This window comes from Rouxiella sp. WC2420, assembly GCF_041200025.1.
Taxonomy (GTDB): domain Bacteria; phylum Pseudomonadota; class Gammaproteobacteria; order Enterobacterales; family Enterobacteriaceae; genus Rouxiella.
The window spans coordinates 2497925-2522759 of record NZ_CP165628.1 but is presented as its reverse complement, the minus strand read 5'-3'; the positions used below and the strand labels follow the sequence as shown (position 1 = coordinate 2522759).

Sequence of the window (24835 nt, the reverse complement as noted above, 5' to 3'; positions counted from 1 at the left end):
ACTTTCCGCTTTGCAAAAACAGGCATAAACTAAGCTAATTTATTGCTTTTATTCAGGGACTTATTGATGTTCAGCACAAGGAACTTCCTTTATATTCAGGCACTATGCCAATGAAAAAACTTACACTTCCATCAGGTTCTGCGCTCCCACTGCTGGTGGCTGGCGCGATGTTTATGGAAAATCTCGATGCCACGGTTATCGTCACTGCTTTGCCAAAAATGGCGCAAGCGTTTGGGGTTCACCCTATCGACCTCAACATTGGCGTTTCTGCCTATATTTTGACTTTAACGGTGTTTATCCCGGCCAGTGGCTGGATAGCCAACCGCTTCGGCACGCGAACTATTTTCTCTTCCGCTATTGTGCTGTTTACCCTGGCGTCAATCCTGTGCGCAATGAGTGTCAGCTTGCCTTCATTTACCGCAGCCCGCATGCTGCAAGGGTTTGCTGGTGCATTAATGGTCCCCGTTGGCAGGCTGGTGGTGCTACGTAATACCGCCAAGGCCGATCTGATAAAAGCCATTGCAACCATTACCTGGCCCGCGCTGGTTGCCCCGATACTCGGACCTCCGCTCGGCGGTTTCATTACGACCTATGCCTCGTGGCACTGGATTTTCATCCTGAATGTCCCATTGGGAGTGATTGCGCTGTTGCTGAGTATAAAGCTTATTCCCAACGAAACAGGTCCAAAGGGCGTGCCTTTCGACATTTTAGGATTTGTGCTGACCGGGGTCGCCTGTCTGGGGCTGATGTTTGGTCTAGACTGGTTTAATAAAGGGGGAGCCTCTTTGTGGCAGCCGACACTGTGTGTGATCGGCAGTTTATTGGTCGGCGCGTTGGCAGTGACTCATTCGTTAAAAACGCCTCATCCCCTGCTGCCAATGATTGCAATGAAGATAAAAAGTTACAATGTCACGGTTATTGGCGGGTCGCTGTTTCGTATCGCAATCGGTGCGTTACCCTTTTTACTGCCGCTGCTGTTCCAGCTTGGCTACGGCATGAACGCCTTTGATGCCGGTTTGCTTGTGCTATCGGTGTTTGCCGGTAATCTGGCGATGAAACCTTTTACCTCGGCAATTTTATTCCGTTTTCCGTTTCGATCCATTCTGGTGGTTAACGGCTTTCTGAATGCACTGACTATTTTTGCCTGTGCCTTTCTCACTCCGGCCGTGCCGACGCCGTTAACCTTTATATTGCTGTTTGTCAGCGGTATGACGCGCTCGATGCAGTTTACCGCCGTGAATACTCTGGCGTTTTCACAGGTGCCGAGTCCGATGATGGGGGGCGCCAACACATTATTTAACACCGCCCAGCAGCTCTCTTCCGGACTCGGTATTGCCATTGGCGCGCTGGCGCTGCGTGTTGCCGAACATTTTGCACCGCTAAGCAGCAACGGCATCTCGCTGGGCAGTTTCCGACTGGCATTTATTATTGTCGGCTGCATCGCTATTTTTGGCATGTTCGATAGTATGACCCTGAGCATCACCGACGGCGACGAGATCCGCCAGAAGAAAAAGAAAGCGGCGGCAAACTCAGTCGAATCCGCAAAGCCAACAGAAAAAACGCCACAAATTTAGAAGATTAACATCCGCTACTAACTACCTATCAATGCAAATCACAGGTAAGGAGACACAAGATGGAATATCGTCAACTTGGCCGTTCAGGACTCAAAGTTTCAAAGCTGAGTCTCGGGACCATGACCTTCGGTGGTCAGGGTAAATTTGCTAAAACCGGTCAGACCGATGTCGCGAATGCGCGACGCCAGATTACGCTCTGTCGCGACGCCGGTATTAACCTGTTTGATACTGCTGATGTTTATTCGGGCGGTATGTCCGAAGAAATTCTTGGCGAGGCCTTGGGCAAGCAGCGAAACGACGTGCTGATCGCGACCAAGGCGCGGTTCCCGATGGGTGAAGGTGTGAATAACGCCGGTTCATCACGCCATCATATTTTGCGCGCATGCGAGGCCAGCCTTAAGCGCCTGAATAGCGATCATATTGATCTTTACCAATTACATCAATGGGATGGCCTGACGCCGTTGGAAGAAACGCTACGCGCGCTGGAAGACTTGGTGAGCAGTGGCAAAGTGCGCTATGTCGGCCTGTCCAACTTTTCGGCCTGGCATCTGATGAAAACGCTGGGCGTGAGTGAAGCCAATCATTGGGTGCGCCCGATTAGCCAGCAAATTCACTACACCCTGCAGGCGCGTGAAGCCGAGTATGAGCTGCTGCCGGTGAGTCACGATCAGGGGCTGGGCGTGCTGGTATGGAGCCCACTGGCGGGCGGTTTACTGTCAGGGAAATATCGCCGCAATCAGCCGCAGCCGGAGGGGACTCGTCATCTGGCTGAATGGGGTGAACCACCCGTGCGTGATGAAGATAAACTCTATGATATTGTTGATGTATTAGTTGAAATCGCCGAGGCGCGAGGTGTTTCGGCAGCGCAGATTTCACTGGCCTGGCTGCTTTCAAAACCGCTGGTGAGTTCGGTGATTGTCGGAGCGCGCAGTGAGCAACAGCTGGAAGATAACCTGAAAGCGGCGCATCTGGAATTGAGCACCGAGGAGCTTGAGCGACTGAATCAGGTCAGCCAGCCTCCGCTGCTTTATCCTTACTGGCATCAGGCGCAGACTGCTTCCGATCGCCTGTCGGATGCCGATTTGTCACTGATTGCGCCCTATTTGAAGCACAACAAATAAGCTCGCGCACGATCGCTCTAGCCGCCTTAGTTAACAATGTGTTATTAGTAAACCCAGCAATTTTTATGGCCTAAACTTTTCCCTGCTCGCAGGGCTTATTATTTTAAGGAACGCAAAGATGATCATTTTCGTAACCGGCGCTACAGCCGGATTTGGCGCCGCTATTGCCCGTAAATTCGTTAGCGCCGGACACCAGGTTATTGCCACCGGTCGTCGTAAAGAACGTCTGGATGATTTGAAAGCCGAACTCGGTGACGCACTGCATGTTGCTCAGCTGGATGTCACCGATCGCGCCTCTATCGAGCAAGCGATGGCTTCACTGCCTGCTGAATGGAAAAAAATTGACGTTCTGGTGAACAACGCTGGTCTGGCACTGGGTATTGAAACGGCTGACAAGGCTTCTTTGGACGACTGGGAAACCATGATCGATACCAATACCAAAGGTTTAGTGTATGTGACCCGCGCCGTTCTGCCGGGGCTGGTTGAGCGCAATACCGGGCACGTCATCAATATCGGCTCTATCGCCGGTAACTGGCCTTATCAGGGCGGTAACGTTTATGGCGCGACCAAGGCGTTTGTACGCCAGTTCAGTCTTAATCTGCGAACCGACCTGTTTGGTACGAAAGTGCGCGTAACCAACATCGAGCCGGGCCTGTGCGGCGGCACTGAGTTCTCTAACGTGCGCTTCAAAGGAGACGACCAGAAAGTTAACCAGACCTATGATAAAACTGATCCGCTCACTGCTGAAGACGTCGCTGAATCCGTGTTCTGGGCAGCAACTTTGCCTGCGCACGTCAACATCAACTCTATTGAGATGATGCCGGTTAATCAGTCCTTCGCCGGTCTGCGCGTTAACCGCGACGAGTAATCGTTAAGCAAACAAGTCACAAAATTTACTCAGGGCATCGCGAAAACGACGCCCTTTTTCATGCCCGAGGCGTATCAGTAAGACTTCCAGCCAGAAATGATAATCAGCATGCCGGCCAGTGCAACCAGTGCACCAATCCAGTCGGTAATCGCCAGTTTTGCGCCGTCTACAAAATGCAGCCACAGCAGCGCAGTCAGGACGTAAACCCCGCCATAAGCGGCATAAACGCGCCCGCTTGCCGCAGGATGCAGGGTGAGCAGCCAGACAAACAGCGCCAGACTTGCAGCCGCAGGAACCAACAACAGGACGCTTCCACCCTTGCGCAGCCAAAGGTAAGGCAGGAAACAGCCGATAATTTCGGCCAGCGCGGTGACAAAGAATAGCAGCGTTGTTTTTAACATTGAGGCGGAGAAACTCCCTAAAATTTTACTATCTAGTTGAATCAAATCTAAACCATCAGCCTGTCATTAGGTGACGTATGCGGTCAGGGTGGTATAATTTTACTAATCGCGTTTGCGATGTGTAAACCTATAAGGAAGAGCTAATGAATACAATAGTGAAGTCTCGACTGCTCCGCCGGATGCTACCAGTCGCCCTGCTGGTTCTTTCAGGCACCTGGCAGATCGCTGCCCATGCTGAAACCAACTGCGCTGGCGGAACTTGCGTATTTGGCGGTAGCGGCAATAACTCCCTGAGCAACGAACAGGCTCAGCAAAGTAAAGAGCAATGGAACGCGACTCGAACACTGCGCCAACAGAGAATCGAAATTCAAGAAAGAGACAACGCCAAGTACGCCAACGCGGAACAGCTGCGCGACAGATGCAACGCCAGCCGCAATCTCAATGCCTATTGGGAACCGACAACCTCGCGCTGCCTTGACCGTCGCACTGGCAATCAGCTGCTGGCACCTTAATCATCAGGTCTTAATCGACCGGTTAGCGTAAACAAAATTTTTGCTCGTTGTTATTGATAACTCAGAACAGACCTACAAACCCAGCTCGATAGATTGTAGTTAGCTGCTAAACTTGGCATACAAGCTATTCATTAAAGGACGAAAATATGAAAAAGACTCTGATGGTTTGCCTGGCTCTAATGACCCTGTCTCCACTGGCTGCAATGGCCTCTTGCGACAGCGTAAAAGCGGATATTTCCAAGAAAATCGTGGCTAATGGCTTACCTGAGTCAGGCTTCAAACTGGATATCGTCGCGAACGATCAGGCAGATCAGGCCGGTGGTCAGGTGGTGGGTCACTGTGATAACGACACACAGAAAATTGTTTACAGCAAGACTTCTGGCGGTGGCGATGACACGACTGCAAGTCCGAAAACTGGAACCAGTCAGGATGCCACAGCACAGTAAGGTGTTGTTAATCCAATGAGTTAAGGCTTAAGCGGGCAACTGTTTAAGCCTTTTTTGTTTTCTCGGCGGATGGTTGCCGGATGCCGTCCATACCGTAACAAGTTCTTTTCCAGTGTTCATCTGGACGATTGGTAAAGCCGATAATTTCCGTTACCGCCGACTCGCCAAAATGCGCGCCCTGCGCATCAACCATGACCTCATTCCAGTTTGCCGAGCAGTGCAGGTAATCTTTGCCGAGTAATGTTAGCTCGTCGTTGCTAAATTCGGCATTTTTTTGTCCATGCCAGACGGCATCTCCCATCGCCAGCGCTTTGCTGAGTAAGGGCGTCAATTCAGGAGGTAACAGTAATTCTTGCTGGGTATCGCTGATAGGATCAAATAAAACCCCCGCCTTTTTCGCTGCATCAACCATGACTCTCAAGACCACTCTTGACCAATCATTTTTAATGATTCGCTCAGGCAAAGCCAACGCCGAGAAACTAAATTTTTGCTCGTTATTATACCGATCCCGCTGATAAGAAATTTTAGACCAGCTTTCGACCAGCACTTTTTGATTGCGTAATATTGGCGTAAGTGTTGGCGCAGACTCTATCGTCTTGCGTTGAGCTAAAGTTTGGCGATATACCCGTGTTTCTGAATCAAGTTGTTGCTTATTGACAGGCTGGCTATAGGGCCTGGTCAGAAAGACATTTTCTTTTTCCAACGGTAAATAGCCACCGCCGATGTCAGAGTGACTGCCAGGCAGCGTGAGTTCGGGCCATGACGGTTGAACACTGTTAAGGGCGAAGTTAAAACGACATTCGTGCTGAGCCGTGATGTGGAATACCTTTTCCGCGACTCCAGGCCGAAGTCTAATATCTACACTGCCAGTATTGGAGCTGTGAGGATTCAAACCATTTGCCACCTCACCTATTGCAGTTACTGTATCGAAAATGCCAATAAATCGTGTTTTTCCGCACGGCTCGCCATGATATTCCAGACAGCCAACTCCGCCTTTTACTGCTTGTATAAGGGCGGGATCTTTATTAAATACTCGGTTGGAAAAATGGCGAGCCGAAGCCGCACCGCGACTAAAACCAAATATATCGAACTGAAGGGATTTAATAATAAAGTTATCTGTGGCCAACACTTTTTTTATCGCAACTATTTCTTGCTGTATAGCTAATGAAATCATGTTTATAGCTACATCTGTCTTGGCAATAATACCCGTTCCTGCAACCCCCAGCGCTGAGCCTAACAAGCTGTCAGGCTTCTCCGATTCAGTTCCAATCCCCTGAATATATAGAGATTTTTGAAAATAATTGTTCGGCGCCGAATAAGTTTGCTTATAGAGATAACTTAACCAGTACACATTCGAGTAATAATTCGTATAACTTAAAGCATGGTTACCCATCAGTTTTTTATGTGTTACGGCATGCTGCCAGAGAAGGGTTTTTGCCTCGAGTGAATACACATTAAAATTATCGTTTTTACAGTCATCAAGCATGTTCCCGACATTAATAGCATTATTTCCGGTGCCGTCGAAAAATAGACCTACTGTCAGGATGATCTCTTGTTGATTTTTATTCATTACTGCACTCACAGGTCAAAAGTAAAATTACGCGTAAAATATCACGCCGAAAATCACCTTTAGACCTGCGAGATCTTATAATAATGTTATTTAAGGACTTTCCTTCTTGGCAGGCCGTTGGCCTTTGGGAATCAAAAACACCGCCGCTAATGCCAGAAATGAAATTACCGCTGCGAGGATAAACACCCAATGCAGCGAAGCTGAAACCTGTGCAATCACCTGGCTTAGCCTGTCATCAGATAAATGTTGTCTTAAGGGTTTGTCCATCAACGTTTGCACCGGATCGTTCATCCCCGGCAGGCGACTTTGCAGATTGAGATTCAGCGTCGCGCCAAGCACCGCAGTTCCCAACGCCGAGCCGAGCATGCGGGTAAAAAGCGTTGACGCGGTGGCAATCCCGCGAATCGACACTGCAACCGAGTTTTGTACCGATACGATGAAGGTGGTGTTACACAATCCCATCCCAACCCCAATCATAAATGCTGCCACGCGCGCCCACCACAGGCCCGATCCCGGAGTTAACAACAGCAAGACCAGACTGCCCAAAATCAGTGAAAGCGTGCCCAGCAAAACGGTAAATCGATAAGACGTGGCCTGCATTAAATTACCGCTGAGGGTACTCGCCAACGGCCAACCGAGTGACATTAAAGCTAATGTTGCCCCCGCCTGCAGCGGGGAACCGCCGAGAACGCCCTGAATATAAGTCGGTAAAAAAGCGCTGATGCCCATCATGCTGGCACCCAGCACCAATCCCCCTATATTGGCGGCAATAACCACGTTATTTTGCCACAGCGACAGCGGGAACAAAGGCTCTGGCGCCCTGCGCTCCTGATAAACCAACAGCAAAATTGCGATAATCGCCGCGCCAAGCAGCAGAAATGAATAATAGCCCAGCTCTTCTGCCTGCAATAATGCCAGCAACAGCGCCGCGACGCCAAAAGACAACAATGCCGTTCCGGCCAGGTCAAGCGCGTGGTTTTTCTTCGCCGCGTCTGGCGGTAAATATCGCGCCAGAATAATCATTGCAACCACGCCAATTGGCAGGTTTATCCAGAACACGATTGACCAGTGGAAATGCTGAACGATAAATGCACCAAGTAATGGCCCAATAATTGCCGAAACGCCCCACACGCTGGCCAGATACCCCTGAGCTTTGGCCCGTTCGTGAGGTCCGTAAATATTGGCGATTAAAGTCGTGGCGACCGGCGTAATCGCTCCTGCTCCCAGACCTTGCAGTGCACGAAAAGCGATCATCCACACCAGTGAAGGTGCAAAGCCGCACAGCACCGACCCGGTCAGAAATAACAGGGTGCCGATGAAAAACATTCGTCGACAGCCATACAAATCGGCCAAACGCCCATAAATAGGTACAGTAATCGCCTGAGTCAGCAAATAAATCGCAAACACCCAACCTAAAAGACTGAAGCCTCCTAAATCGGCAATGATTGTTGGCATGGCGGTAGCAACAATGGTCACTTCAACGGCGGCCATAAACATTGAAAGCATGCAGGCCGTCAACACCAGTGGGCGATGGCGGCTGTCGACGTGGACGTCGGGTAAAGTATTGGTAGCGATATCGATTCTCCTCTACTGGCAGTTGCCCAGTATATCAGCCACTTTACCAACGCATTCTGCTTATCGTAACAATTTGCGAGGCGTATCCAGGCAAAATTATCAGCGTTTCATTTTAACAAATAATCAACATGTGACGCCGTCACTTATGGTTTTCACTATCTCGTGCGGTTTAGCGTTATTATTGAAACCACGGCCACGGGGAGTCTGCTGTAACTTTTAACCTTAAGCCATAGAAATGGCTTCAAGTAAATCGAGGTCAAGAAACTGCGCCATTTCACGCGATTCTGCGCGGGGTAAATAAGGAATCTCGCCTAACAAAGGAGCTGTAATATTCAATTTAATCACTTCAATGGTTTCAGCATAATGCGCCAGACAGGGGTTAATTCGATTCGCTATCCAGCCCAATAATGGCACACCATCATTGATAATTGATTGCGCGGTCATTAGTGCCTGACTGACGCACCCTTGCTGTATCCCGACCACCATAATAACCGGCATATCGCTCTCAATGACCCAATCGGCATACGGCCGTTGTGAAGTTACCAACGTTCGCCATCCGTCACAGCCTTCGACCACAACAATGTCAGCCTCCTGTTGCAGGAAATACAGCCCTTCGCTCATTTGCTCAAAAATATCAACTGGCAGATCGCAGGTGAAAATATCCTCATCAGATAAAGCAAAAGGGGTTATTTTAGCCAGTGGATAAGCCAGCGAGGATGACTTTTGCAGAGTTTCAGCATCTTTATTTTGGACGCCATCGGCTAAATCCTGATTGCCGGTTGCGATAGGTTTATATCCCAACACAATTTTTCCCTGCGCCGCCATGGCCTGTAATAATGCGCGAGAAACAATGGTCTTACCTACACGGGAATCCGATCCCGTTACAAAAATGTGCGTCAACATATGCAGTTCACTCCCGAAAAATTCCATTTAATTCAAATCTCTGTGATAAACACGGAGAGTTGACCACTAAAACGGGTCAAATACGCAATAAGTGTAGGGGAATGAAATGGTCAGTAACTTGCGTTAGCGCAATTTTTCGTCCAACTCTTTAACACCGCTGTTACTATCGGCATACGCATTTTGGAAAGCCGGACGTAACTGCCAGCGCTGCCAGAAGGCATCAAGATGCTCAAAACGCTCATCCAATGGCAAAGCATTAACAGGAAACTTAGAGAAGGCAATGGCGGTTGCCAGCGTGATGTCTGAAAACGTTGGCTGGTCGCCACCCAGTAACCACTGCCGACCGTCGGACAAATGTTGGTTCACCAGCCCGGCATGAGCCAATGCTTCCTTGCGACAGTGTTCACCCCAACCAGGGTTGGTGGTGAGTTCCAGTTTAGGCCCCAGCCCTTGGTACAGAACGTGAAACGCAGTCACAATGCGGTAAAGAATATGCACCCAGATGCGGTTGTCCCACATATTATCCAGCCCCTGCTGCAAAGGCGTTTCTCCCATGATTTTGCGTCCTGGATAAGCCTGATCGAGGTAACGAACGATCGCCGCCGTTTCCGAAATAAAGCTGCCATCTTCTAATTGCAATGTCGGGGTTTCACCCCACGGATTCATTTTCAGATGCGGCCATTGACGCTGTTCGCCAACGGGTGACATATCATAAACGTGTTCTTCAAACTGATCGGCTATCCCCTTCTCGTGCAGGAAAATACGCAGGCGCTGTGGGTTGGGAAAAGCTGATGGCGAAGTAAATAGGCGTAATTTAGTGTTCATCGTATAGGTTCCTAAAATTGAGTAATCTTTCGGCATGCCTTGTTGAAAGCTTCCGCTTAAAGAGTCAGGTAATCCATGGTGAAGGCAAAAGCACAAGACTACCTATCACTTGGTAGGTTTAAGTTAGAGGCAATTGTTTAGAGTGTCAATCAAAAAATCTACCTTCCACTTGGTAGGTTTTAACTTTGCAGATATAATGTGCAGATTATTAGTGTTATGGACAGAATGATGGGAAATCAGAGCAAGACCAATTCTCGGGAAAATATCCTTGAAGCCGCACGAGGTGTGGCGCAGGCGCGTGGTTACGGCGGTTTGAACTTTCGCGATCTTGCCGAGCTGGTCGGTATAAAATCAGCCAGTATGTATCATCATTTTCCCAGTAAGGCTGACCTGGGTGCCGCGGTGGCGAGGCGCTATTGGGAAGGTTCGGCGGCTGATCTCCAGGCCATGTGGTCAGAATCGCAAGACCCATTGAACGGGCTTCGTCAGTACCCGGAGATATTTCGCCGATCGTTGGAAAACGATAATCGGCTGTGTCTCGGCAGCTATATGGCAGCAGAATACAATGAGCTTCCCGAAGCAGTAAAAAAAGAGGTTCAAGCCTATGCCGATGTGCATGTTGCATGGCTCAGCAAGGTATTACTCGCTGCGGGAATAGTCAGTGCAGAACAAAGCGAAAAGCGTGCCCGGGCAATTTACGCCGCAGTGGCAGGCGCCCAGCTCTTGGCAAGAAGTCGTTCTGATCTCGCCTTATTTGATGAATTAATTGAAAATTATCGGGCCGCAGGCCTACTGCCAGCTTAATTACCCCTGCAACAGTTTGACCAGCAAAGAGCCATTATAAAGTGCATCTTTAACCAGTGCGGCACCCGGCATGGTGCCGTGATTGGAAAATAGCGTGGATTCGAGCTGGATATGCTCACTGTAAGCCGGAAGGGATTGCTGCTGGATACAAGACATAATGGCCGGATGCAAGATAGCCTGAGCCTGATTCAACGGCGAGCCAATCAAGATTTTCTCTGGATTAAACAAATTAACCATAATAGCCAAAATTCGCCCGACGTTTTGTCCAACGCCAACAATCACATCTTTTGCCAGCGCGTCACCACGATTGGCGGCGTCACAGAGATTCTCAACGGTAATCTGCTGACCGTTGAGCAACGAATTATTCGCCACGCACAAACGCTGCCTCACCAGCTCAAGAATATTCTCGATGCTGGCCAGTGTTTCCAGGCATCCATGATTGCCGCAATAACAACGTTTGCCGTAGGGATCAACCTGAGTATGACCAATTTCAACAACACTGCTGCTGCTGCCGTGGAGAACCTGCCCGCTGGTGATGACCCCGGCGCCGACATTGTCATCAATCACCACTTGAATCACATTGCGAAAACCACGTGAAGCGCCGTACAGCGATTCGGCTTTAGTCCAGGCGGCGATATCGTGCTGTACGAAAACCGGCAAACCGCTGCGTTCTGCCAGCGCACTGCCCAGCGGAACATCTTCTACCGGATAAAACGGCATTTTTTGAATCACGCCACGGGTGGCGTCGATCATGCCCGGCAATGTAATGGCCATCGCCGTTAGGCGTTCAAGTTTTTGCTGGTGCCTAATGAAGAATTGATCAATATGCGCGATAACGCGCTCAAGGAATGGCACGGCGTCTTCTGCAGGCAGCGGCACCACGTCTTCGGCGACCAGTTTGCTGCTGAGGTCGCGCAGGGTAAGAGTCAAGGTCCCAAGGCTGATGCGCGCAGAAAGATAGTGCCAGGCCTGGGTATCGAGGAGCAGTCCGATTGCAGGACGACCGCGCATGCCCGGTTCCTGATACTCGGTTTCCTGAACCAAATGTGCCTGCACGAGTTCACGGACAATCTTGGTGATACTTGCCGGAGCCAACTGTGCTTTTTTAGACAATTCGATGCGGGAAATTGGACCAAACTGATCTATCAGACGGTAGACCGCACCGGCATTAATTTGCTTGATTTGATCGATATGTCCCGGCTGTCCTTCCACTATCACTCAACTTGCCTCGCTATTTTTTCACGCCTCAAAATAAATAGTAAATCTTATCTGCCTACTTTTGTCAGATATCATCAACTATTTGATTCGATATGTGATTTAGTGCACATATTGCAGTTAATACCTAAGCAAGTTAGCGGTTTTTACCGATTAATCATCTTCTTCCATCATCATTTTTGCCAGCGCCAAAGCAGGTGCCGACAGCGGTCGATGTCGATGGCTAACCAGCCAGACCTCGGTATTGGCCTGCTGATCTTTAAAAGAAAGATACTTCACGCCGTCTACCTGAATCCGCTGATAGGAAGACGGTAAAATGGAAACCCCCAGGCCTGCCGAGATAAGCCCGATGATGGTCAATGCCTCTCCGACTTCCTGGGTAATAAACGGTGTAATTCCAGCCTCGGCCAGACGATTAAGAATATCGTCATAAAGCGAGGTGCCGACATCTTTGGAAAAAAATACGAAGGGCTGATCGGCCAGATGACGGTAAGTAAGCTCGCCGGGAGGCAGTTGGGTAAGTGGATGATTAGAGGGGACCACGGCAATCAGCGGCTCGGAACGCAATAGATGATGCTGTAAAGCATCTGGCAACACGCCATTACGCATAACCCCTAAATCAAGCTTTCCCTCAACCAAAGGGTTCATCTGCTGTTGGCTGTTTAGTTCTTCAATACGGATATTTACCAGCGGATGCGCGGTGCGAAAACGCCGTAATACGCGAGAAACTTTTTTAAGAAAAGGGGCTGACGAGGTTAAACCGATGGTCAATTTGCCCTCTTCTCCCCGATGAATTCGCGCGGCTTGCTGTGAAATATCCTCAACTTTGCCGATAATACTTTTGGCTTCTTTAAGAAACATTTCCCCCGCCTGAGTCAGGTGCACAGTACGGTTGTTCCGATACAATAAAACTGCGCCAATTTGAGCTTCAAGCGACTGAATCTGTTGGCTTAAAGGGGGTTGTGAAATATTGAGCCTCTCCGCAGCACGGCCAAAATGCAGCTCTTCGGCAACGGCAATAAAATAGCGCAAATGTCTTAGTTCTACATTGAGCATTAAACCTCCATTCATATGTTTAAAGTATCAAACCATAGGAATTAATATATTAGAAAAAGTCTGTAAACCTGAGTAAAATTTTTAAACATTCCCATATTTGTCATATTAATTTAATTAAGGATTTCACGTGAATACCACGCGTCGGCAGCCAGCTTCCCACTCGGCAGGCCAATCGGTAAACGATGACGAACTGCACGCTTCCACATCGCAAGTCTCACCGCAGGTTAAAGGTATCTATATCAAGCGCGGCACGCCGCAGTTTATTCGCGTTACGCTGGCGCTGTTCTCTGCCGGTCTGGCGACTTTCGCCCTGCTTTATTGCGTTCAACCGATCATGCCGGTGCTGTCGCAAGATTTCGGCGTTTCTCCGGCGGCAAGCAGTTTGTCACTTTCGGCAGCGACCGGTCTGTTAGCCATTGGATTGCTGTTTACCGGACCCATTTCCGATGCCGTGGGGCGTAAAAACGTGATGGTAGTTGGCCTGATGCTGGCCGCTATTTGCACCCTGATTTGCTCGGTGATGACCAGTTGGCACGCAATTCTGGTGATGCGCGCCTTGGTGGGCCTGTCTTTGAGCGGCGTTGCAGCCGTGGCGATGACCTATCTCAGCGAAGAAATTCACCCAAGTGTCGTGGCGTTCTCGATGGGATTGTATATCAGCGGCAACTCGATTGGCGGCATGAGTGGGCGTCTATTAACCGGTGTGTTAACCGATTTTGTGTCATGGCGTACTGCGGTAGCGGTGATTGGCGTTTTTGCGCTGCTTTCTGCGGCGATGTTCTGGAAAATCCTGCCCGCTTCTGCCCATTTTCGCGCCAGCTCCTTGAGCCCACGCAAGCTATTAATTAATTTCAAACTTCACTGGCGTGACAGCGGTTTGCCGCTGCTGTTTGCCGAAGGTTTCCTGATTATGGGGAGCTTTGTAACCATGTTTAACTACATTGGTTATCGCCTGCTCGGTGCTCCTTACCATCTTAGTCAGGCGATTGTCGGTATTTTATCGATAGCCTACTTGATGGGAACTTATAGCTCTCCGAAAGCCGGTGCCCTCACCGCGGTTTATGGACGTGGACCGGTGCTGATTGGCTCACTGCTGCTGATGCTGGTTGGGATTTTGATCACTGCGCTTTCGCCGGTTTGGCTGGTGTTTATCGGTATGGCGATGGTGACCGGTGGCTTCTTTGCTGCCCACTCGGTCGCCAGCGGCTGGATCGGCAAACGCGCAAGACGCGCTAAAGGACAGGCTTCTTCACTCTATTTATTTAGCTATTATGCCGGTTCCAGCGTTGCCGGGACACTAGGCGGCTTTTTCTGGAACAAGTTTGCCTGGGGTGGGATCACCGCTTACATTTGTGTGATGCTGGCTATAGCGATTGGGATTGGTTATCGACTCATGCGTCTGGCTGAATCGCGCGTTGTACGCAATTAAATCGCAGTGAGATTTACCGGCAAGATTCGTTGCTCTTAGGCTTCGCAATGGAACTGTGTTGAGGTATAGTTCCGCCTTTTGCGGAAAAGATCATGCTGACTCCATCCTCCATTCGTCTGAACAAATACATTAGCGAGAGCGGTATCTGCTCTCGCCGTGATGCCGACCGTTATGTTGAACAGGGCAACGTTTTTATTAACGGTAAGCGCGCCGCCGTTGGCGATCAGGTATTTGCCGGTGATGTGGTCAAAGTTAATGGTCAGCTTATTGAGCCGCGTGACGAAGAAGATTTGGTGCTTATCGCGCTAAATAAGCCGGTAGGCATTATTACCACGATGGAAGAAGGCGAAAAAGACAACATCAGCGATTTCGTCAACCATAGTAAGCGTGTTTTCCCCATTGGCCGCCTGGATAAAGACTCTCAAGGACTTATTTTCCTCACTAATCACGGCGATCTGGTTAATAAAATTCTTCGCGCCGGAAATAATCACGAAAAAGAATACTTAGTGACTGTAAATAAGCCTATCACCGATGAGTTTATTCACGGTATGGGGGCCGGTGTTCCGATGCTTGGCACAGTGACTAAAAAATGCAAAGTGAAGAAAGAAGCACCGTTTGTGTTCCGCATTACGCTGGTGCAAGGGCTAAATCGCCAGATCCGTCGTATGACCAAGCATTTTGGCTTTGAAGTTACCAAACTGGAACGCACACGCATTATGAACGTCAATCTGAAAGGATTGCCGCTGGGTGAATGGCGTGATCTGACCGATGATGAGCTGATCGAGTTATTTAAACTGATTGAAAACTCAAGTTCGGAAGATGCAAAACCAGCGAAAAAAGCGCCTGCCAAAACTTCTGCAGTGAAAAAGCCTATGATTTCAGGCGTAAAAAAACCTGAAAAAACTGACAATAACGCTTCCTCTCGTAAACGCTTTGCCCAGGCTGGGCGTAAAAAGAAAGGCCGTTAAGCCCTCTTTAATATTGAAAACTTCTCAAGGTTGAGAAGCTGCCTTTAGGACGTCATAGACGTAATGTCTGTAGCTGTTATAAAGCGATTTGTCCGCACATTCACTCAGAGCGCCATGGCACAGATGGCGCATGTCGATATTGGCCTGATAAAATGGGGACACCTTCAGCTGCGCATGTTCGAGTAACATCCCTCCCAGAAAGGCAATATCCGTCACCGGACCAAGGTCTGAAACCGAAGGCGTGCTCATGTTATCCCGCAGACTGAACTGCGTCAGGTGCATGGCATCCGCCGAAGAGGACGCATAGCCGTTCTCCCAGCTGATATTTGGCTGATGGTCACCAAAATGCATAAACATCGTGGGTCTTTGGCGCAGGGCGACAAACTGGAAAAAATCTTCAAGCGCCGTTTCAGATGTTTTGATTTTCTCCAAGTAATGGCTGAACTTACCGGCAGATTCTGCATTTTTCACTACCGCGCCTAACTGATAGTCATCGTTATGCTGGCTGTCGTAAGGTCCATGTTCATACATGGTCAACGCGTAGATAAATAACGGTTTGTCAGTGTACGTGGCCAAGACTTCTTTAACATAACCCAGCATATCGGCAGTAGTAATATGCCAAAGGTTATCCTGCAGGCTTCCTGGATAACCTAACTCCTGAGGCTGGATAATTTTATCGACCCCCATCATCTTATAGGCATGGCCCGCATTATAAGCTGACTTATTAAACGGTGTGATGATTACGGTATAATAACCATTGGCTTTCATTTGTTTAAACAGGCTGTCATTAACGTGGTCTATGACCGAATAAAACACCGCATTTTTCATTGCGCCAAAATCATCGCTGCGCAATCCAGTCAGTGCCGAAAACTCCGATAACCAGGTTCCTCCGCCAAAGGTTTGAACTCGCATTAGCGTATGTGCCTTCACCGCTTCTCCTTGTTCAAACATCGAGAAACGTGGCAGCAACGTTGGATCAGGCAGCTTGTAAAGTGTCGGATCAACCGTTGACTCTTGCAGTAGCAAAACAATATCAGGATGCACTCCCGCGGATGACTGAGTCTTCTTGCCAAGAGCAGTGGCGCTGAAGGTAAAATATTCTGCGCTATCAGCGAAAGACGGCGAATCGTAGCGTGCCTTGCTACCTGACATCACCAGGTTAGATAAAACACCTGTCCCTCCCGGTAAACTACCAGCCCACGCGTGCTGATAGCGATTAATACTTTGAGTTAGCAATACACCATTGGCCACCATCACTCCCAGAGCAATGATCAAAGGAATAAAACCTGGTCGCCGGGGTATTGCACGCCATCCGATAATTAGCGTTAAGACAACGAATATAATCAATCCGACGATAGCAAGCCCGGCAGATGGATAATGAATCAGCGTGCCCGCATTTGATAAATCTGACATCAAATAGATGTCGGAAAGGAGTAGCTTATCTTTATAAAAATGCACCTTGAGCTGATTAACAAACTGCAACACGATAACCAGCATACTGCTAACAGTAATGGCAAACATAGCCTTCGCCGTGAGTAAATACATCATCGCGCAGCAAAAGATATAGGCGCTGGCGGCAGTGACGAGAGGATAAACATCACGAGGTGAATTGCTCATTAGAATGATAAAAGCCGCAACTATTAACACTAAAAAATAAATATAGCTTTTAGGCGCATTAACATACTGCGCCAATATGGACGGGTGTTTTTTATCTCTCATGATATGTATTGCCTTATTTATAAGTTATTATTTTTCAAATATCCTGTTCAGGATGTTGTAAAAGAATCAATATGTTGAGCAGTTATCTAAGACAACACACATATTGATTTATGACACCTTTGGAAATTTATTTTCACCCTTCTATTCTTGGCAAATAAACCAGAATCACATGGCATCATGCAGATTAAAATGGACGTTATGCGTGCACGATTTTACCCTTGCGCCCTGATGAGAGATTTTAAATTCCATTAAACACTGCTGAAATTAAAAAACTTCCGCAGCTGATGTGTGCACTGTGAAGGTTAATGAGTTATATTGTATGTTGTAACTAAATGGAGGAGTGATGGCACATTACGATCTAAAATTGCGGATGGGCGAATGTTTCAGAGAATTGGAGCTTTCGACGGCGGACTTAACCCGCTTTCTAGACCAGCTGGAACTCATTGAAGCAAAAGTGTTCTGCTTGCCAGAAATCGAAAAAGGCACCGAGCACAATCCTGCGTCTATCATCGAAGTGACTCCACAGCAGGGAGAAACCGCCCACCAGCTGGCAATGGAACATTTTCAGAAACTTTTTATCCATCACAACGGCCTAAATGCCAGCAGTAAGGCCGCGGTCAGGCTTCCAGGTGCGCTTTGTTATGCCGTCGATCAAGCGGAATATCAGGCAGCTCAGTTGCTTATTCAAGAGGTTAACAAGCTCAAAAGCGAGCTTGAACACATTGTTACCGTTGAGTCGGGCCTGCCCTCTGAGCAGCGTTTTGATTTTGTGCACAGCCAGCTGCGAGGTCTTATCACCCTCAACGCATATCGCTCGATCAATTATCTTTTACAGCCTGACTCCGTGCGCTTTGGCTGGGCCAACAAACACATTATTAAGAACCTGACTCGAGAAGAGTTATTGCAAAAGCTCGAGAAAAGCCTCGTTGCCGGTCGCGCGGTCCCTCCTTTCAGCCGTGAACAGTGGATTGATAACGTGAATCGCGAAATCATGGATGTGAAAAAACTCCCTGCTCACGCGATACTGAAAATTAAACGCCCGGTAAAGGTACAACCCATTGCGCGCGTTTGGTATCGCAATAGCCAAAAGCAAGTGCAGCATCCCTGCCCGTCACCATTTATTACTTTGTGCCCGCGAGAACCCCTTTTACAAACTCCAAAATTGGGCGAGCTCGGTAATTACGATGCCAGTACAGTCAAACATAAGTACAAACCAGAATCTCAGCAGCTTCATTTGTTGATTAAACGCCTGCATTTGTATACCGATCAGCCGGTGTAATTTATCCCGCATTAAATTCCAGGAGAAAACTTGCCTAAGTAATGGCAAGCTTTTCCTGTAGCCGCACATCGATTAGTCACAGGGAAGTTCATCAAACGACAGTTTAAAGCATAAAATTTTTAATGGGATTTAACATAAACTAATTGCTTATATCCTAACCGCCTCCCATTGATAATAAATATATAATTAACTTTTATTATATTACACCAAGAAATAACCCCAGCAAATAAATGCACTGGCTAAAGATTGCTAATCGCTTAACTTATGAGTGTCAAACACTATAGTTTTTAGTGGAAAATATTTCCCTGCGGTTTTTTATCTCTAAAACAGCAATAGGTTACTTATTTTTTTAAATACCCTTTAATAAAAACAAAGTTTGATTCACCTCTCGCCATATTACTCTAAAATAGAGTAAGCTATTCTTTGATAGCTCATTATCTTACTGAGGATATTCCGTATGGATACAAATTCTATAATTCTCCCAAAAATGTTAACGCATACTCTCAATCAGTTACCAACCCCGTTCTGGATTCGAGATAAAAGCACTCGATATATTTATGCCAACATGGCCATGGCAAAGTTAGCCGGATTAAAATCACCTGATTCGATAATAGGTAGGCTCGACAATGAAATTCCCGCTGCCCTCTTTGAGAATGATGACATCGCGAAATTATGGCAGCAACAGGTCCATCACGTTATAAACACTCAGGAAAAATTCACTTTACTTGAAGTGCATCCTGAATCTGTCGATTATCCTTACATTACCAAAAAGACGCCATTTTATAATGAAGATAATGAGTGTGTAGGCATGGCAGTATCCGCAAGATACCTCGAAGTATTCAGTCCTAATGATTTCATCAGAGGAAAGTTGCCAGGCTCGTTGCTGCTAAGTAAGCCTGATGATTTCTTTACCGAGAAAGAGTGTGAAATTATATTTTTTAAGCTTCAAGGCATGAGCAGCAAGGACATCGGTAATGTATTACATCTTTCTCCCAGAACAATTGAAAATAGATTATCAATTATGTATATAAGAGCAGGTGTCAATCATCTCGATGACTTTCGGGACTTTTGCGAAAAACGCAATCTTCATCGTTATCTTCCAAGTAAGTTATTATCAAGTAAAAGAATAGGTTACGAAGGAGATTTCGACGAGGGGATAATGGAATAAAGTTGTCAGCTTGGTTAGAACATTATTTATTTCTGCCAGTTGTTTTTCATATAAATTCATTGTGCCGCTCACTGCAAGGCAAACATTAACCGTTAACTATTATAGTAATTTAGTATTATTAATTAAAATAGCGTATTGGTTATGTGGAGCAATGAGTAATAACTACTCTTTGCCTTGCCTGGTTTGTAGTTTCCTGAAGAATAATAAAGACATCTGAGTTGTTGAAGTACGCACCTCTAATTTAAGTAGCTTGTATGTTGTAACTATAAAGGCCAGCCAGTTAGTTATCCAATCGCGGATAAGGCGCAGTATCTTCGGCACTAACTAATTGCCAAGTTATTACGGCACAAATCGCACTGATGGCAGCAGCCCAAATAAACAGTTGTTGATAACCGGCAGCAAAACTGGCGACGGCAACACGATGCAAAGAGTTGTCATGATTAAACGAAGACAGATTTCCCGCGGCAACATTTCTCGCTATTCCACGCACGCTGTCGAGGTTCAAAGCTGGTAAATCATTGATGAGAGAATGATAAATCTGGCTATAGAGAATCACGCCAAGCGCCGCGAAACCAATCACCATACCACTGAAACGAATCGTTGCCGAGGCACCCGACGCCATTCCGGCCCGCTCAGGAGGCACCACGCTCATCGCCGATTTAGCCGTTTCTCCGTTGAGTATCCCCGCGCCACAGCCTATCAAAAGCAAACCCGCCAGCATCGATAGATAATTTATCCGCGTCGCGGTGATTGCCAGGTAACACAATCCGAGGCTCACGATCAGTAACCCCACGGTCAACAGCGCGCGTCCGCTGTAGCGCGGCGCCAGCAACATGACGACCCCTCGAGGGACGATAAAAAGCGGGAGCGCTACCGGTAACATCAGTAATCCAGCCGATTGCGGGTCCAGACCCAGTGCGGTTTGAAAATACAAAGGCAGGTACGCCAGCATAGTCAGCAGTGTGCAGGCATAGGCCAGCCCAGCAATGCTAGCGCCAATATAGGTTCTATTGTTTAAAAGACGTAAATCCAGCATCGGATGTTCGAGGTTCAGTTCGATAACAATGAACAGGACAAATAACATGAGTGCCGACGATAATTCTGTAACGATAGTAAAACTGTTCCAGCCAAGGTGATTACCTGAAATCAGCGCCAGAGTGAGCATAAGCAGGCTGCTGCTAAAGGTGATGAATCCCCATTTATCGAGGCGACCCGCATGAGGGTTACGCGACTCTTCAGCGACCCGTGCTGTCAGCATGATCATTCCCAGCCCCACTGGCACATTAATATAAAATGCCCATTGCCAGCCAAAATGCTGGGTAATGAATCCGCCAACCACGGGCCCTAAAGTGATAGCAATACCGATTACCGATCCCCAAAACGCAAATGCCTTAGCTCGTTGAGCTCCGCGAAAGGTATGCGAAAGCGTGGCCAACGCAGCGCTGAGCTGCAATGCCCCGCCGATGCCTTGAAACCCACGACAGATATTTAGCAGCAGTACCTGGTGAGATAATCCGCACAGCAAAGAGGCCAGTGTGAATATCGCCAACCCAATCATTAATATGCGCTTTCTGCCAAATCGGTCTGCCAGGGCTCCCGCGGGCATAAGTAACGCCGCAAAAGTTAACGTATAGGCGCTAACCACCCACTCAATATCGGCGAATTCGGCATGTAAGCTCGAAGCGATAGAGGAAAGCGATACCGCGATGATATTGGAGTCAAGGCTTATCATAAATGAGGGAACAGAGACACAAAGCAGGATCAACAATTGTCGTGTTCCGCTAGCGGGTAAGGCAATGGCTGGGGTTGTCATAAAACACCTTATAAATATAACTGAGTCAGTTACATTTTTATCTAAAAAAAATCAACGCACCTTGTCAAGCAAATCGGCGAGCGTTGTTTGGCCTAGTGAAGCAATAACCGCGCTATTTGCAGCATCAAAAATGGGGTCCAGCGACCCCTTCATGCTACGAGCAACCGGGCATCTTTCATTATTCTGTTCGCGCTGGGAGAAAAGCCCCTGCTCCGTTTCTAAAGCCTGATAAACCTGCGCTAAAGTAATATCTTCAACATCGTGAGCCAGCTCTACCCCGCCGTTTCTGCCCTGACGAAGATAGACCAGACCTTGCTGCTCCATGAGTTTCAGAAGCTTGCGCACTACCACAGGATTAGTTTTCAGACTTTTAGCAATCGCTTCCGAATGGGTACTTTGTTCATCGACGTAAGCGATAAAGCACAGGATCTGAATGGCGCTGGCCATTTTCGTATTCATTGTCATAAACAACACCGTATCAGTTACATTATCGAAGTACAAGCTCTGGTCAAATTATTAAGCTGATCGAGCAAGACAAAATCAAGGCATAAAAAAACTCTGCCCGCGAACGAACAGAGTTTGAAGTCAGTCTTTTCCTCTAAAATGGAAAATTAACGACTTATTTTTTCATGCTGCCAACCATGTCTTCCGGACGAACCCACTCATCGAACTGAGTTTCGGTCAGGTAACCCAGTTTCAACGCTGAAGCTTTCAACGTCAGGCCCTCTTTGTGGGCTTTTTTAGCAATTTCGGCTGCTTTATCGTAGCCAATATGGGTGTTCAACGCGGTCACCAGCATTAGGGAATCATTAAGCAACTGTGTAATTCGATCACGGTTTGGCTCAATACCTACCGCACAATGCTCGTTGAAACCTTGCATACCATCGGCCAACAGGCGAATAGATTGCAGATAGTTGTGAATAACCAGCGGACGGAACACGTTCAGCTCGAAGTTACCCGATGCACCGCCGATATTCACGGCAACATCATTACCCATTACCTGAGCACAAAGCATCGTCATCGCTTCACACTGCGTTGGGTTAACTTTACCAGGCATGATCGAGCTGCCCGGTTCATTTTCGGGAATAGAAAGTTCGCCGATGCCGCTGCGTGGGCCGGAAGACAACCAGCGCACGTCGTTGGCAATTTTCATCAGTGACGCAGCCAGACCTTTCAAGGCTCCGTGCCCATGAACCAGTGCATCACAGGTAGCCAGAGATTCAAATTTGTTTGGCGCAGTAACGAACGGCTGACCAGTCAACGCGGCAATTTCTTTTGCTACGCGAACCGCATATTCCGGATGAGTATTCAGGCCGGTGCCCACGGCCGTGCCGCCCAATGCCAGTTCGGCAATGTGAGGCAGGCTCGCTTCAATGTGTACCAGACTGTGAGCCAGCATCGCCGCCCAGCCAGAAATTTCCTGTCCCAGAGTCAGCGGAGTTGCATCCTGCAAATGGGTGCGGCCAATCTTGACGATGTCTTTAAACGCTTCAGCCTTTGAGGTCAGCGTCTTGTGCAACACTTTCAATTCAGGGATCAGGTGTTCGCGAACAGAAACCACCGCTGCAACGTGCATTGCCGTAGGGAATACATCGTTGGAGCTCTGGCTCTTGTTAACGTCATCGTTAGGGTGAATCAAACGACCTTCGCCACGCTCGCCGCCGAGGATTTCACTGCCGCGGTTTGCCAGCACTTCGTTCATGTTCATGTTGGTCTGGGTACCAGAACCGGTCTGCCAGATAGAAAGTGGGAATTCGGTGGCGTGCTTGTCGGCCAATACTTCATCTGCGGCGGCAATGATAGCGTTACCACGGTCGGCCGGGAGCAGGCCTAAATCCATATTTACGCGAGCGGCTGCACGTTTGGTCTGAGCGAGGGCATGAATGAGCGCGGTGGGCATTTTTTCATTGGAAATACGAAAATGCTCTAGTGAACGCTCGGTCTGTGCTCCCCAAAGCTTATCAGCCGGTACTTCTATCGGCCCCATTGAGTCTTTTTCAATGCGATGAGCTGCCATTACTGTCTCCTTACGCGGTTTCTTAAATAAAATTATAAGTTGCAGGGTACCGACGACGCTCCCAATGCCTGTGCCGACGGATAGGCAATTATAACCATAAGGTTAAAGAGTTGTTGTAGGAATTTCTGGATTTGTCTCCCACCGCACTTTTTATTCATTACCCGTTGCTAAACACATGAGACTCGGTGTCTACTTATCAGCAAATTTTCTGTCATTTCAGGATTAATCAATGAAAAAGATGCATAACAATGTACAAAATTATGCCTGGGGTAGCGTTGACGCGCTAACTAACCTGTACGGAATCGAAAATCCACAGCATCAACCCATGGCTGAATTGTGGATGGGGGCGCATCCGAAAAGCAGTTCTTCTGTTGAAGATGAAAGCGGGAATACCGTTTCGCTGCGTGAACTGATCAGTCAGGATTTAACGGCAAATCTGGGTGCAAAAGTCGCCAATCGTTTTGGTGAGCTGCCGTTTCTGTTCAAAGTGCTGTGTGCCGATCAGCCGCTTTCGATTCAGGTACATCCAAGTAAAAGCAATGCGGTTATTGGTTTCGAAAAGGAAAATCAGGCCGGGATCCCGCTTGATGCTGCCGAACGAAACTATAAAGACGCCAACCACAAGCCAGAACTGGTTTTTGCCTTGACGCCATTTGCGGCGATGAACGGTTTTCGCGAGCTGGGCGAGATTCAATCACTGTTACAGCCGGTGTCAGGCGCGCATCCTGATATCGCACATTTTCTGATTAATCCAGACTTTGAACATCTAAAAAACCTGTTTGCCGCCCTGCTTGGTCTTAAGGGAGAGGAAAAATCGCTGGCGCTGGATATTCTTAAAAATGCCTTGCACACCCAGCACGGTGAGCCTTGGGCCACAATCAGCAGTATTGCGCAGCATTATCCCGATGACAGCGGGCTGTTCTCACCTCTATTGCTAAACGTCATCGAGCTTAAGCCGGGCGAAGCCATGTTTCTTTACGCTGAAACGCCCCATGCCTATCTCAAGGGCGTTGCCCTTGAAGTCATGGCTAACTCAGATAACGTTTTGCGTGCAGGGCTGACCCCGAAATACATTGATATTCCCGAGCTGTTTGCCAATCTCAAGTTTGAGGCCAAACCTCATGCTTCTTTGCTGACAACCGGGCAACAGCGCGGCGGCGAACTGAGCTTCCCTATTCCCGTCGAAGATTTTGCCTTCTCGTTGCACGACCTGGGGTCTGCACCACAAACGTTGGCGCAGGACAGCGCGGCAATTATTTTCTGTGTTGAAGGCCAGACGGTGCTTGAAAAAGCACAGCAGCAGGTGGTTTTGCATCCGGGAGAATCCTGTTATATCGCAGCCAGCGAATCACCGGTTGAAGTCAGCGGCAACGGGCGGATTGCTCGGGTGTATAACCAGCTGGCGTAATCTGCGGCGGCAATTCAGCCAGCATTAGTAAACAAACCGACAAAATGATGTTTAAAAACGGCCAATTTTCCTAAATGTATGCCTATTGGCCGTTTTTTCCACCACAATGGAAGCACTAACCCGTTAAGTTTGATAGCTTTAGCTATCTGTAGTTAAGCTGTCTT

At 48.1% G+C, this 24835-nt stretch carries 22 protein-coding genes; 11 read left to right on the top strand and 11 right to left on the bottom strand.

Translation table 11 applies throughout. The annotated features are described in order from the left end of the window. Window positions 1-104 precede the first annotated feature (104 nt). The 3 genes from AB3G37_RS11540 to ydfG all read left to right on the top strand — a co-directional run bounded on the left by AB3G37_RS11540 (window position 105) and on the right by ydfG (window position 3563). The gene (locus tag AB3G37_RS11540; RefSeq protein ID WP_369790781.1) at window positions 105-1574 is read left to right on the top strand and encodes an MFS transporter; all 1470 of its coding nucleotides are present in this window, start codon (window positions 105-107) and stop codon (window positions 1572-1574) included. A gap of 59 nt (window positions 1575-1633) precedes the next feature. Then, window positions 1634-2695, top strand: coding sequence for an aldo/keto reductase (locus AB3G37_RS11535; RefSeq protein WP_369790780.1), 1062 nt, complete (start codon window positions 1634-1636; stop codon window positions 2693-2695). Window positions 2696-2813: 118 nt separating this feature from the next. Next, window positions 2814-3563: a bifunctional NADP-dependent 3-hydroxy acid dehydrogenase/3-hydroxypropionate dehydrogenase YdfG gene (ydfG, locus tag AB3G37_RS11530; protein ID WP_009637192.1), complete on the top strand. Its 750-nt coding sequence runs from the start codon at window positions 2814-2816 to the stop codon at window positions 3561-3563. Between the two features lie 74 nt (window positions 3564-3637). Here ydfG and AB3G37_RS11525 read toward each other — a convergent pair whose 3' ends face one another. Then, window positions 3638-3964: a YnfA family protein gene (locus AB3G37_RS11525; RefSeq protein WP_369790779.1), complete on the bottom strand. Its 327-nt coding sequence runs from the start codon at window positions 3962-3964 to the stop codon at window positions 3638-3640. 143 nt (window positions 3965-4107) lie between these two features. Here AB3G37_RS11525 and AB3G37_RS11520 point away from each other — a divergent pair, with 143 nt between their 5' ends. Together AB3G37_RS11520 and AB3G37_RS11515 are read left to right on the top strand one after the other, a co-directional pair. Continuing rightward, window positions 4108-4476, top strand: coding sequence for a DUF1283 domain-containing protein (locus AB3G37_RS11520; RefSeq protein WP_009637190.1), 369 nt, complete (start codon window positions 4108-4110; stop codon window positions 4474-4476). 146 nt (window positions 4477-4622) lie between these two features. Beyond that, window positions 4623-4922 carry a DUF1161 domain-containing protein gene (locus AB3G37_RS11515; RefSeq protein WP_009637189.1) on the top strand — a complete coding sequence of 100 codons (300 nt, stop codon included), beginning with the start codon at window positions 4623-4625 and terminating at the stop codon, window positions 4920-4922. A gap of 43 nt (window positions 4923-4965) precedes the next feature. Here the strand turns inward: AB3G37_RS11515 and AB3G37_RS11510 are convergent, their stop codons facing one another. The 4 genes from AB3G37_RS11510 to AB3G37_RS11495 all read right to left on the bottom strand — a co-directional run bounded on the left by AB3G37_RS11510 (window position 4966) and on the right by AB3G37_RS11495 (window position 9795). After that, window positions 4966-6492 (bottom strand): DUF2235 domain-containing protein, encoded by a 1527-nt coding sequence (locus AB3G37_RS11510; protein ID WP_369790778.1) that lies wholly within the window; start codon window positions 6490-6492, stop codon window positions 4966-4968. Between the two features lie 90 nt (window positions 6493-6582). Further along, a complete protein-coding gene (locus AB3G37_RS11505; RefSeq protein ID WP_369790777.1) occupies window positions 6583-7998 on the bottom strand; it encodes an MDR family MFS transporter in 1416 nt (471 codons plus the stop codon). Between the two features lie 291 nt (window positions 7999-8289). After that, entirely contained in the window at window positions 8290-8970 is a 681-nt protein-coding gene (gene bioD / locus AB3G37_RS11500; RefSeq protein ID WP_369790776.1) for a dethiobiotin synthase, read from the bottom strand. 123 nt (window positions 8971-9093) lie between these two features. Further along, the gene (locus AB3G37_RS11495; protein WP_369790775.1) at window positions 9094-9795 is read right to left on the bottom strand and encodes a glutathione S-transferase family protein; all 702 of its coding nucleotides are present in this window, start codon (window positions 9793-9795) and stop codon (window positions 9094-9096) included. 228 nt (window positions 9796-10023) lie between these two features. On the opposite strand from AB3G37_RS11495, the gene AB3G37_RS11490 reads away from it, so the two are divergent. Continuing rightward, window positions 10024-10599 carry a TetR/AcrR family transcriptional regulator gene (locus AB3G37_RS11490; RefSeq protein ID WP_369790944.1) on the top strand — a complete coding sequence of 192 codons (576 nt, stop codon included), beginning with the start codon at window positions 10024-10026 and terminating at the stop codon, window positions 10597-10599. Here AB3G37_RS11490 and AB3G37_RS11485 read toward each other — a convergent pair whose 3' ends face one another. Then, window positions 10600-11817 carry an ROK family protein gene (locus tag AB3G37_RS11485; protein ID WP_369790774.1) on the bottom strand — a complete coding sequence of 406 codons (1218 nt, stop codon included), beginning with the start codon at window positions 11815-11817 and terminating at the stop codon, window positions 10600-10602. A 150-nt stretch (window positions 11818-11967) separates the two neighbouring features. Further along, window positions 11968-12870 carry a LysR family transcriptional regulator gene (locus AB3G37_RS11480; RefSeq protein WP_369790773.1) on the bottom strand — a complete coding sequence of 301 codons (903 nt, stop codon included), beginning with the start codon at window positions 12868-12870 and terminating at the stop codon, window positions 11968-11970. Window positions 12871-12997: 127 nt separating this feature from the next. On the opposite strand from AB3G37_RS11480, the gene AB3G37_RS11475 reads away from it, so the two are divergent. Together AB3G37_RS11475 and rluF are read left to right on the top strand one after the other, a co-directional pair. Continuing rightward, window positions 12998-14299, top strand: a complete 1302-nt coding sequence (locus AB3G37_RS11475) for an MFS transporter (RefSeq protein WP_009637181.1) — start codon at window positions 12998-13000, stop codon at window positions 14297-14299. 92 nt (window positions 14300-14391) lie between these two features. After that, window positions 14392-15267 carry a 23S rRNA pseudouridine(2604) synthase RluF gene (rluF, locus tag AB3G37_RS11470; protein ID WP_009637180.1) on the top strand — a complete coding sequence of 292 codons (876 nt, stop codon included), beginning with the start codon at window positions 14392-14394 and terminating at the stop codon, window positions 15265-15267. Window positions 15268-15291: 24 nt separating this feature from the next. Here the strand turns inward: rluF and AB3G37_RS11465 are convergent, their stop codons facing one another. Then, a complete protein-coding gene (locus tag AB3G37_RS11465) occupies window positions 15292-16986 on the bottom strand; it encodes an LTA synthase family protein (RefSeq protein ID WP_369790772.1) in 1695 nt (564 codons plus the stop codon). 343 nt (window positions 16987-17329) lie between these two features. Between AB3G37_RS11465 and tus the strand changes: the two genes are divergently transcribed. Both tus and AB3G37_RS11455 read left to right on the top strand, forming a co-directional pair. Then, a complete protein-coding gene (gene tus / locus AB3G37_RS11460; RefSeq protein WP_369790771.1) occupies window positions 17330-18265 on the top strand; it encodes a DNA replication terminus site-binding protein in 936 nt (311 codons plus the stop codon). A 457-nt stretch (window positions 18266-18722) separates the two neighbouring features. Further along, on the top strand, window positions 18723-19433 hold the full coding sequence (locus AB3G37_RS11455) for a PAS domain-containing protein (protein WP_369790770.1): 711 nt from the start codon (window positions 18723-18725) through the stop codon (window positions 19431-19433). A gap of 280 nt (window positions 19434-19713) precedes the next feature. On the opposite strand, the gene AB3G37_RS11450 is transcribed toward AB3G37_RS11455, so the two are convergent. The 3 genes from AB3G37_RS11450 to fumC all read right to left on the bottom strand — a co-directional run bounded on the left by AB3G37_RS11450 (window position 19714) and on the right by fumC (window position 23263). Continuing rightward, window positions 19714-21246 (bottom strand): MFS transporter, encoded by a 1533-nt coding sequence (locus AB3G37_RS11450; protein WP_369790769.1) that lies wholly within the window; start codon window positions 21244-21246, stop codon window positions 19714-19716. 51 nt (window positions 21247-21297) lie between these two features. Then, a complete protein-coding gene (locus AB3G37_RS11445) occupies window positions 21298-21711 on the bottom strand; it encodes an Rrf2 family transcriptional regulator (protein ID WP_369790768.1) in 414 nt (137 codons plus the stop codon). A 154-nt stretch (window positions 21712-21865) separates the two neighbouring features. Then, complete coding sequence (fumC, locus tag AB3G37_RS11440; RefSeq protein WP_369790767.1) at window positions 21866-23263, bottom strand: class II fumarate hydratase; 1398 nt, start codon at window positions 23261-23263, stop codon at window positions 21866-21868. Between the two features lie 229 nt (window positions 23264-23492). Here fumC and manA point away from each other — a divergent pair, with 229 nt between their 5' ends. Then, a complete protein-coding gene (gene manA, locus AB3G37_RS11435) occupies window positions 23493-24671 on the top strand; it encodes a mannose-6-phosphate isomerase (RefSeq protein WP_369790766.1) in 1179 nt (392 codons plus the stop codon). Window positions 24672-24835 lie beyond the last annotated feature (164 nt).

Bases quoted from the DNA above. Each gene is read 5' to 3' on its own strand.
- AB3G37_RS11540 (WP_369790781.1), top strand. From the start codon at position 105: ATGCCAATGAAAAAACTTACACTTCCATCAGGTTCTGCGCTCCCACTG.
- AB3G37_RS11535 (WP_369790780.1), top strand. From the start codon at position 1,634: ATGGAATATCGTCAACTTGGCCGTTCAGGACTCAAAGTTTCAAAGCTG.
- ydfG (WP_009637192.1), top strand. From the start codon at position 2,814: ATGATCATTTTCGTAACCGGCGCTACAGCCGGATTTGGCGCCGCTATT.
- AB3G37_RS11525 (WP_369790779.1), bottom strand. From the start codon at position 3,964: ATGTTAAAAACAACGCTGCTATTCTTTGTCACCGCGCTGGCCGAAATT.
- AB3G37_RS11520 (WP_009637190.1), top strand. From the start codon at position 4,108: ATGAATACAATAGTGAAGTCTCGACTGCTCCGCCGGATGCTACCAGTC.
- AB3G37_RS11515 (WP_009637189.1), top strand. From the start codon at position 4,623: ATGAAAAAGACTCTGATGGTTTGCCTGGCTCTAATGACCCTGTCTCCA.
- AB3G37_RS11510 (WP_369790778.1), bottom strand. From the start codon at position 6,492: ATGAATAAAAATCAACAAGAGATCATCCTGACAGTAGGTCTATTTTTC.
- AB3G37_RS11505 (WP_369790777.1), bottom strand. From the start codon at position 7,998: ATGCTTTCAATGTTTATGGCCGCCGTTGAAGTGACCATTGTTGCTACC.
- bioD (WP_369790776.1), bottom strand. From the start codon at position 8,970: ATGTTGACGCACATTTTTGTAACGGGATCGGATTCCCGTGTAGGTAAG.
- AB3G37_RS11495 (WP_369790775.1), bottom strand. From the start codon at position 9,795: ATGAACACTAAATTACGCCTATTTACTTCGCCATCAGCTTTTCCCAAC.
- AB3G37_RS11490 (WP_369790944.1), top strand. From the start codon at position 10,024: ATGGGAAATCAGAGCAAGACCAATTCTCGGGAAAATATCCTTGAAGCC.
- AB3G37_RS11480 (WP_369790773.1), bottom strand. From the start codon at position 12,870: ATGCTCAATGTAGAACTAAGACATTTGCGCTATTTTATTGCCGTTGCC.
- rluF (WP_009637180.1), top strand. From the start codon at position 14,392: ATGCTGACTCCATCCTCCATTCGTCTGAACAAATACATTAGCGAGAGC.
- AB3G37_RS11465 (WP_369790772.1), bottom strand. From the start codon at position 16,986: ATGAGAGATAAAAAACACCCGTCCATATTGGCGCAGTATGTTAATGCG.
- tus (WP_369790771.1), top strand. From the start codon at position 17,330: ATGGCACATTACGATCTAAAATTGCGGATGGGCGAATGTTTCAGAGAA.
- AB3G37_RS11455 (WP_369790770.1), top strand. From the start codon at position 18,723: ATGGATACAAATTCTATAATTCTCCCAAAAATGTTAACGCATACTCTC.
- AB3G37_RS11450 (WP_369790769.1), bottom strand. From the start codon at position 21,246: ATGACAACCCCAGCCATTGCCTTACCCGCTAGCGGAACACGACAATTG.
- AB3G37_RS11445 (WP_369790768.1), bottom strand. From the start codon at position 21,711: ATGACAATGAATACGAAAATGGCCAGCGCCATTCAGATCCTGTGCTTT.
- fumC (WP_369790767.1), bottom strand. From the start codon at position 23,263: ATGGCAGCTCATCGCATTGAAAAAGACTCAATGGGGCCGATAGAAGTA.
- manA (WP_369790766.1), top strand. From the start codon at position 23,493: ATGAAAAAGATGCATAACAATGTACAAAATTATGCCTGGGGTAGCGTT.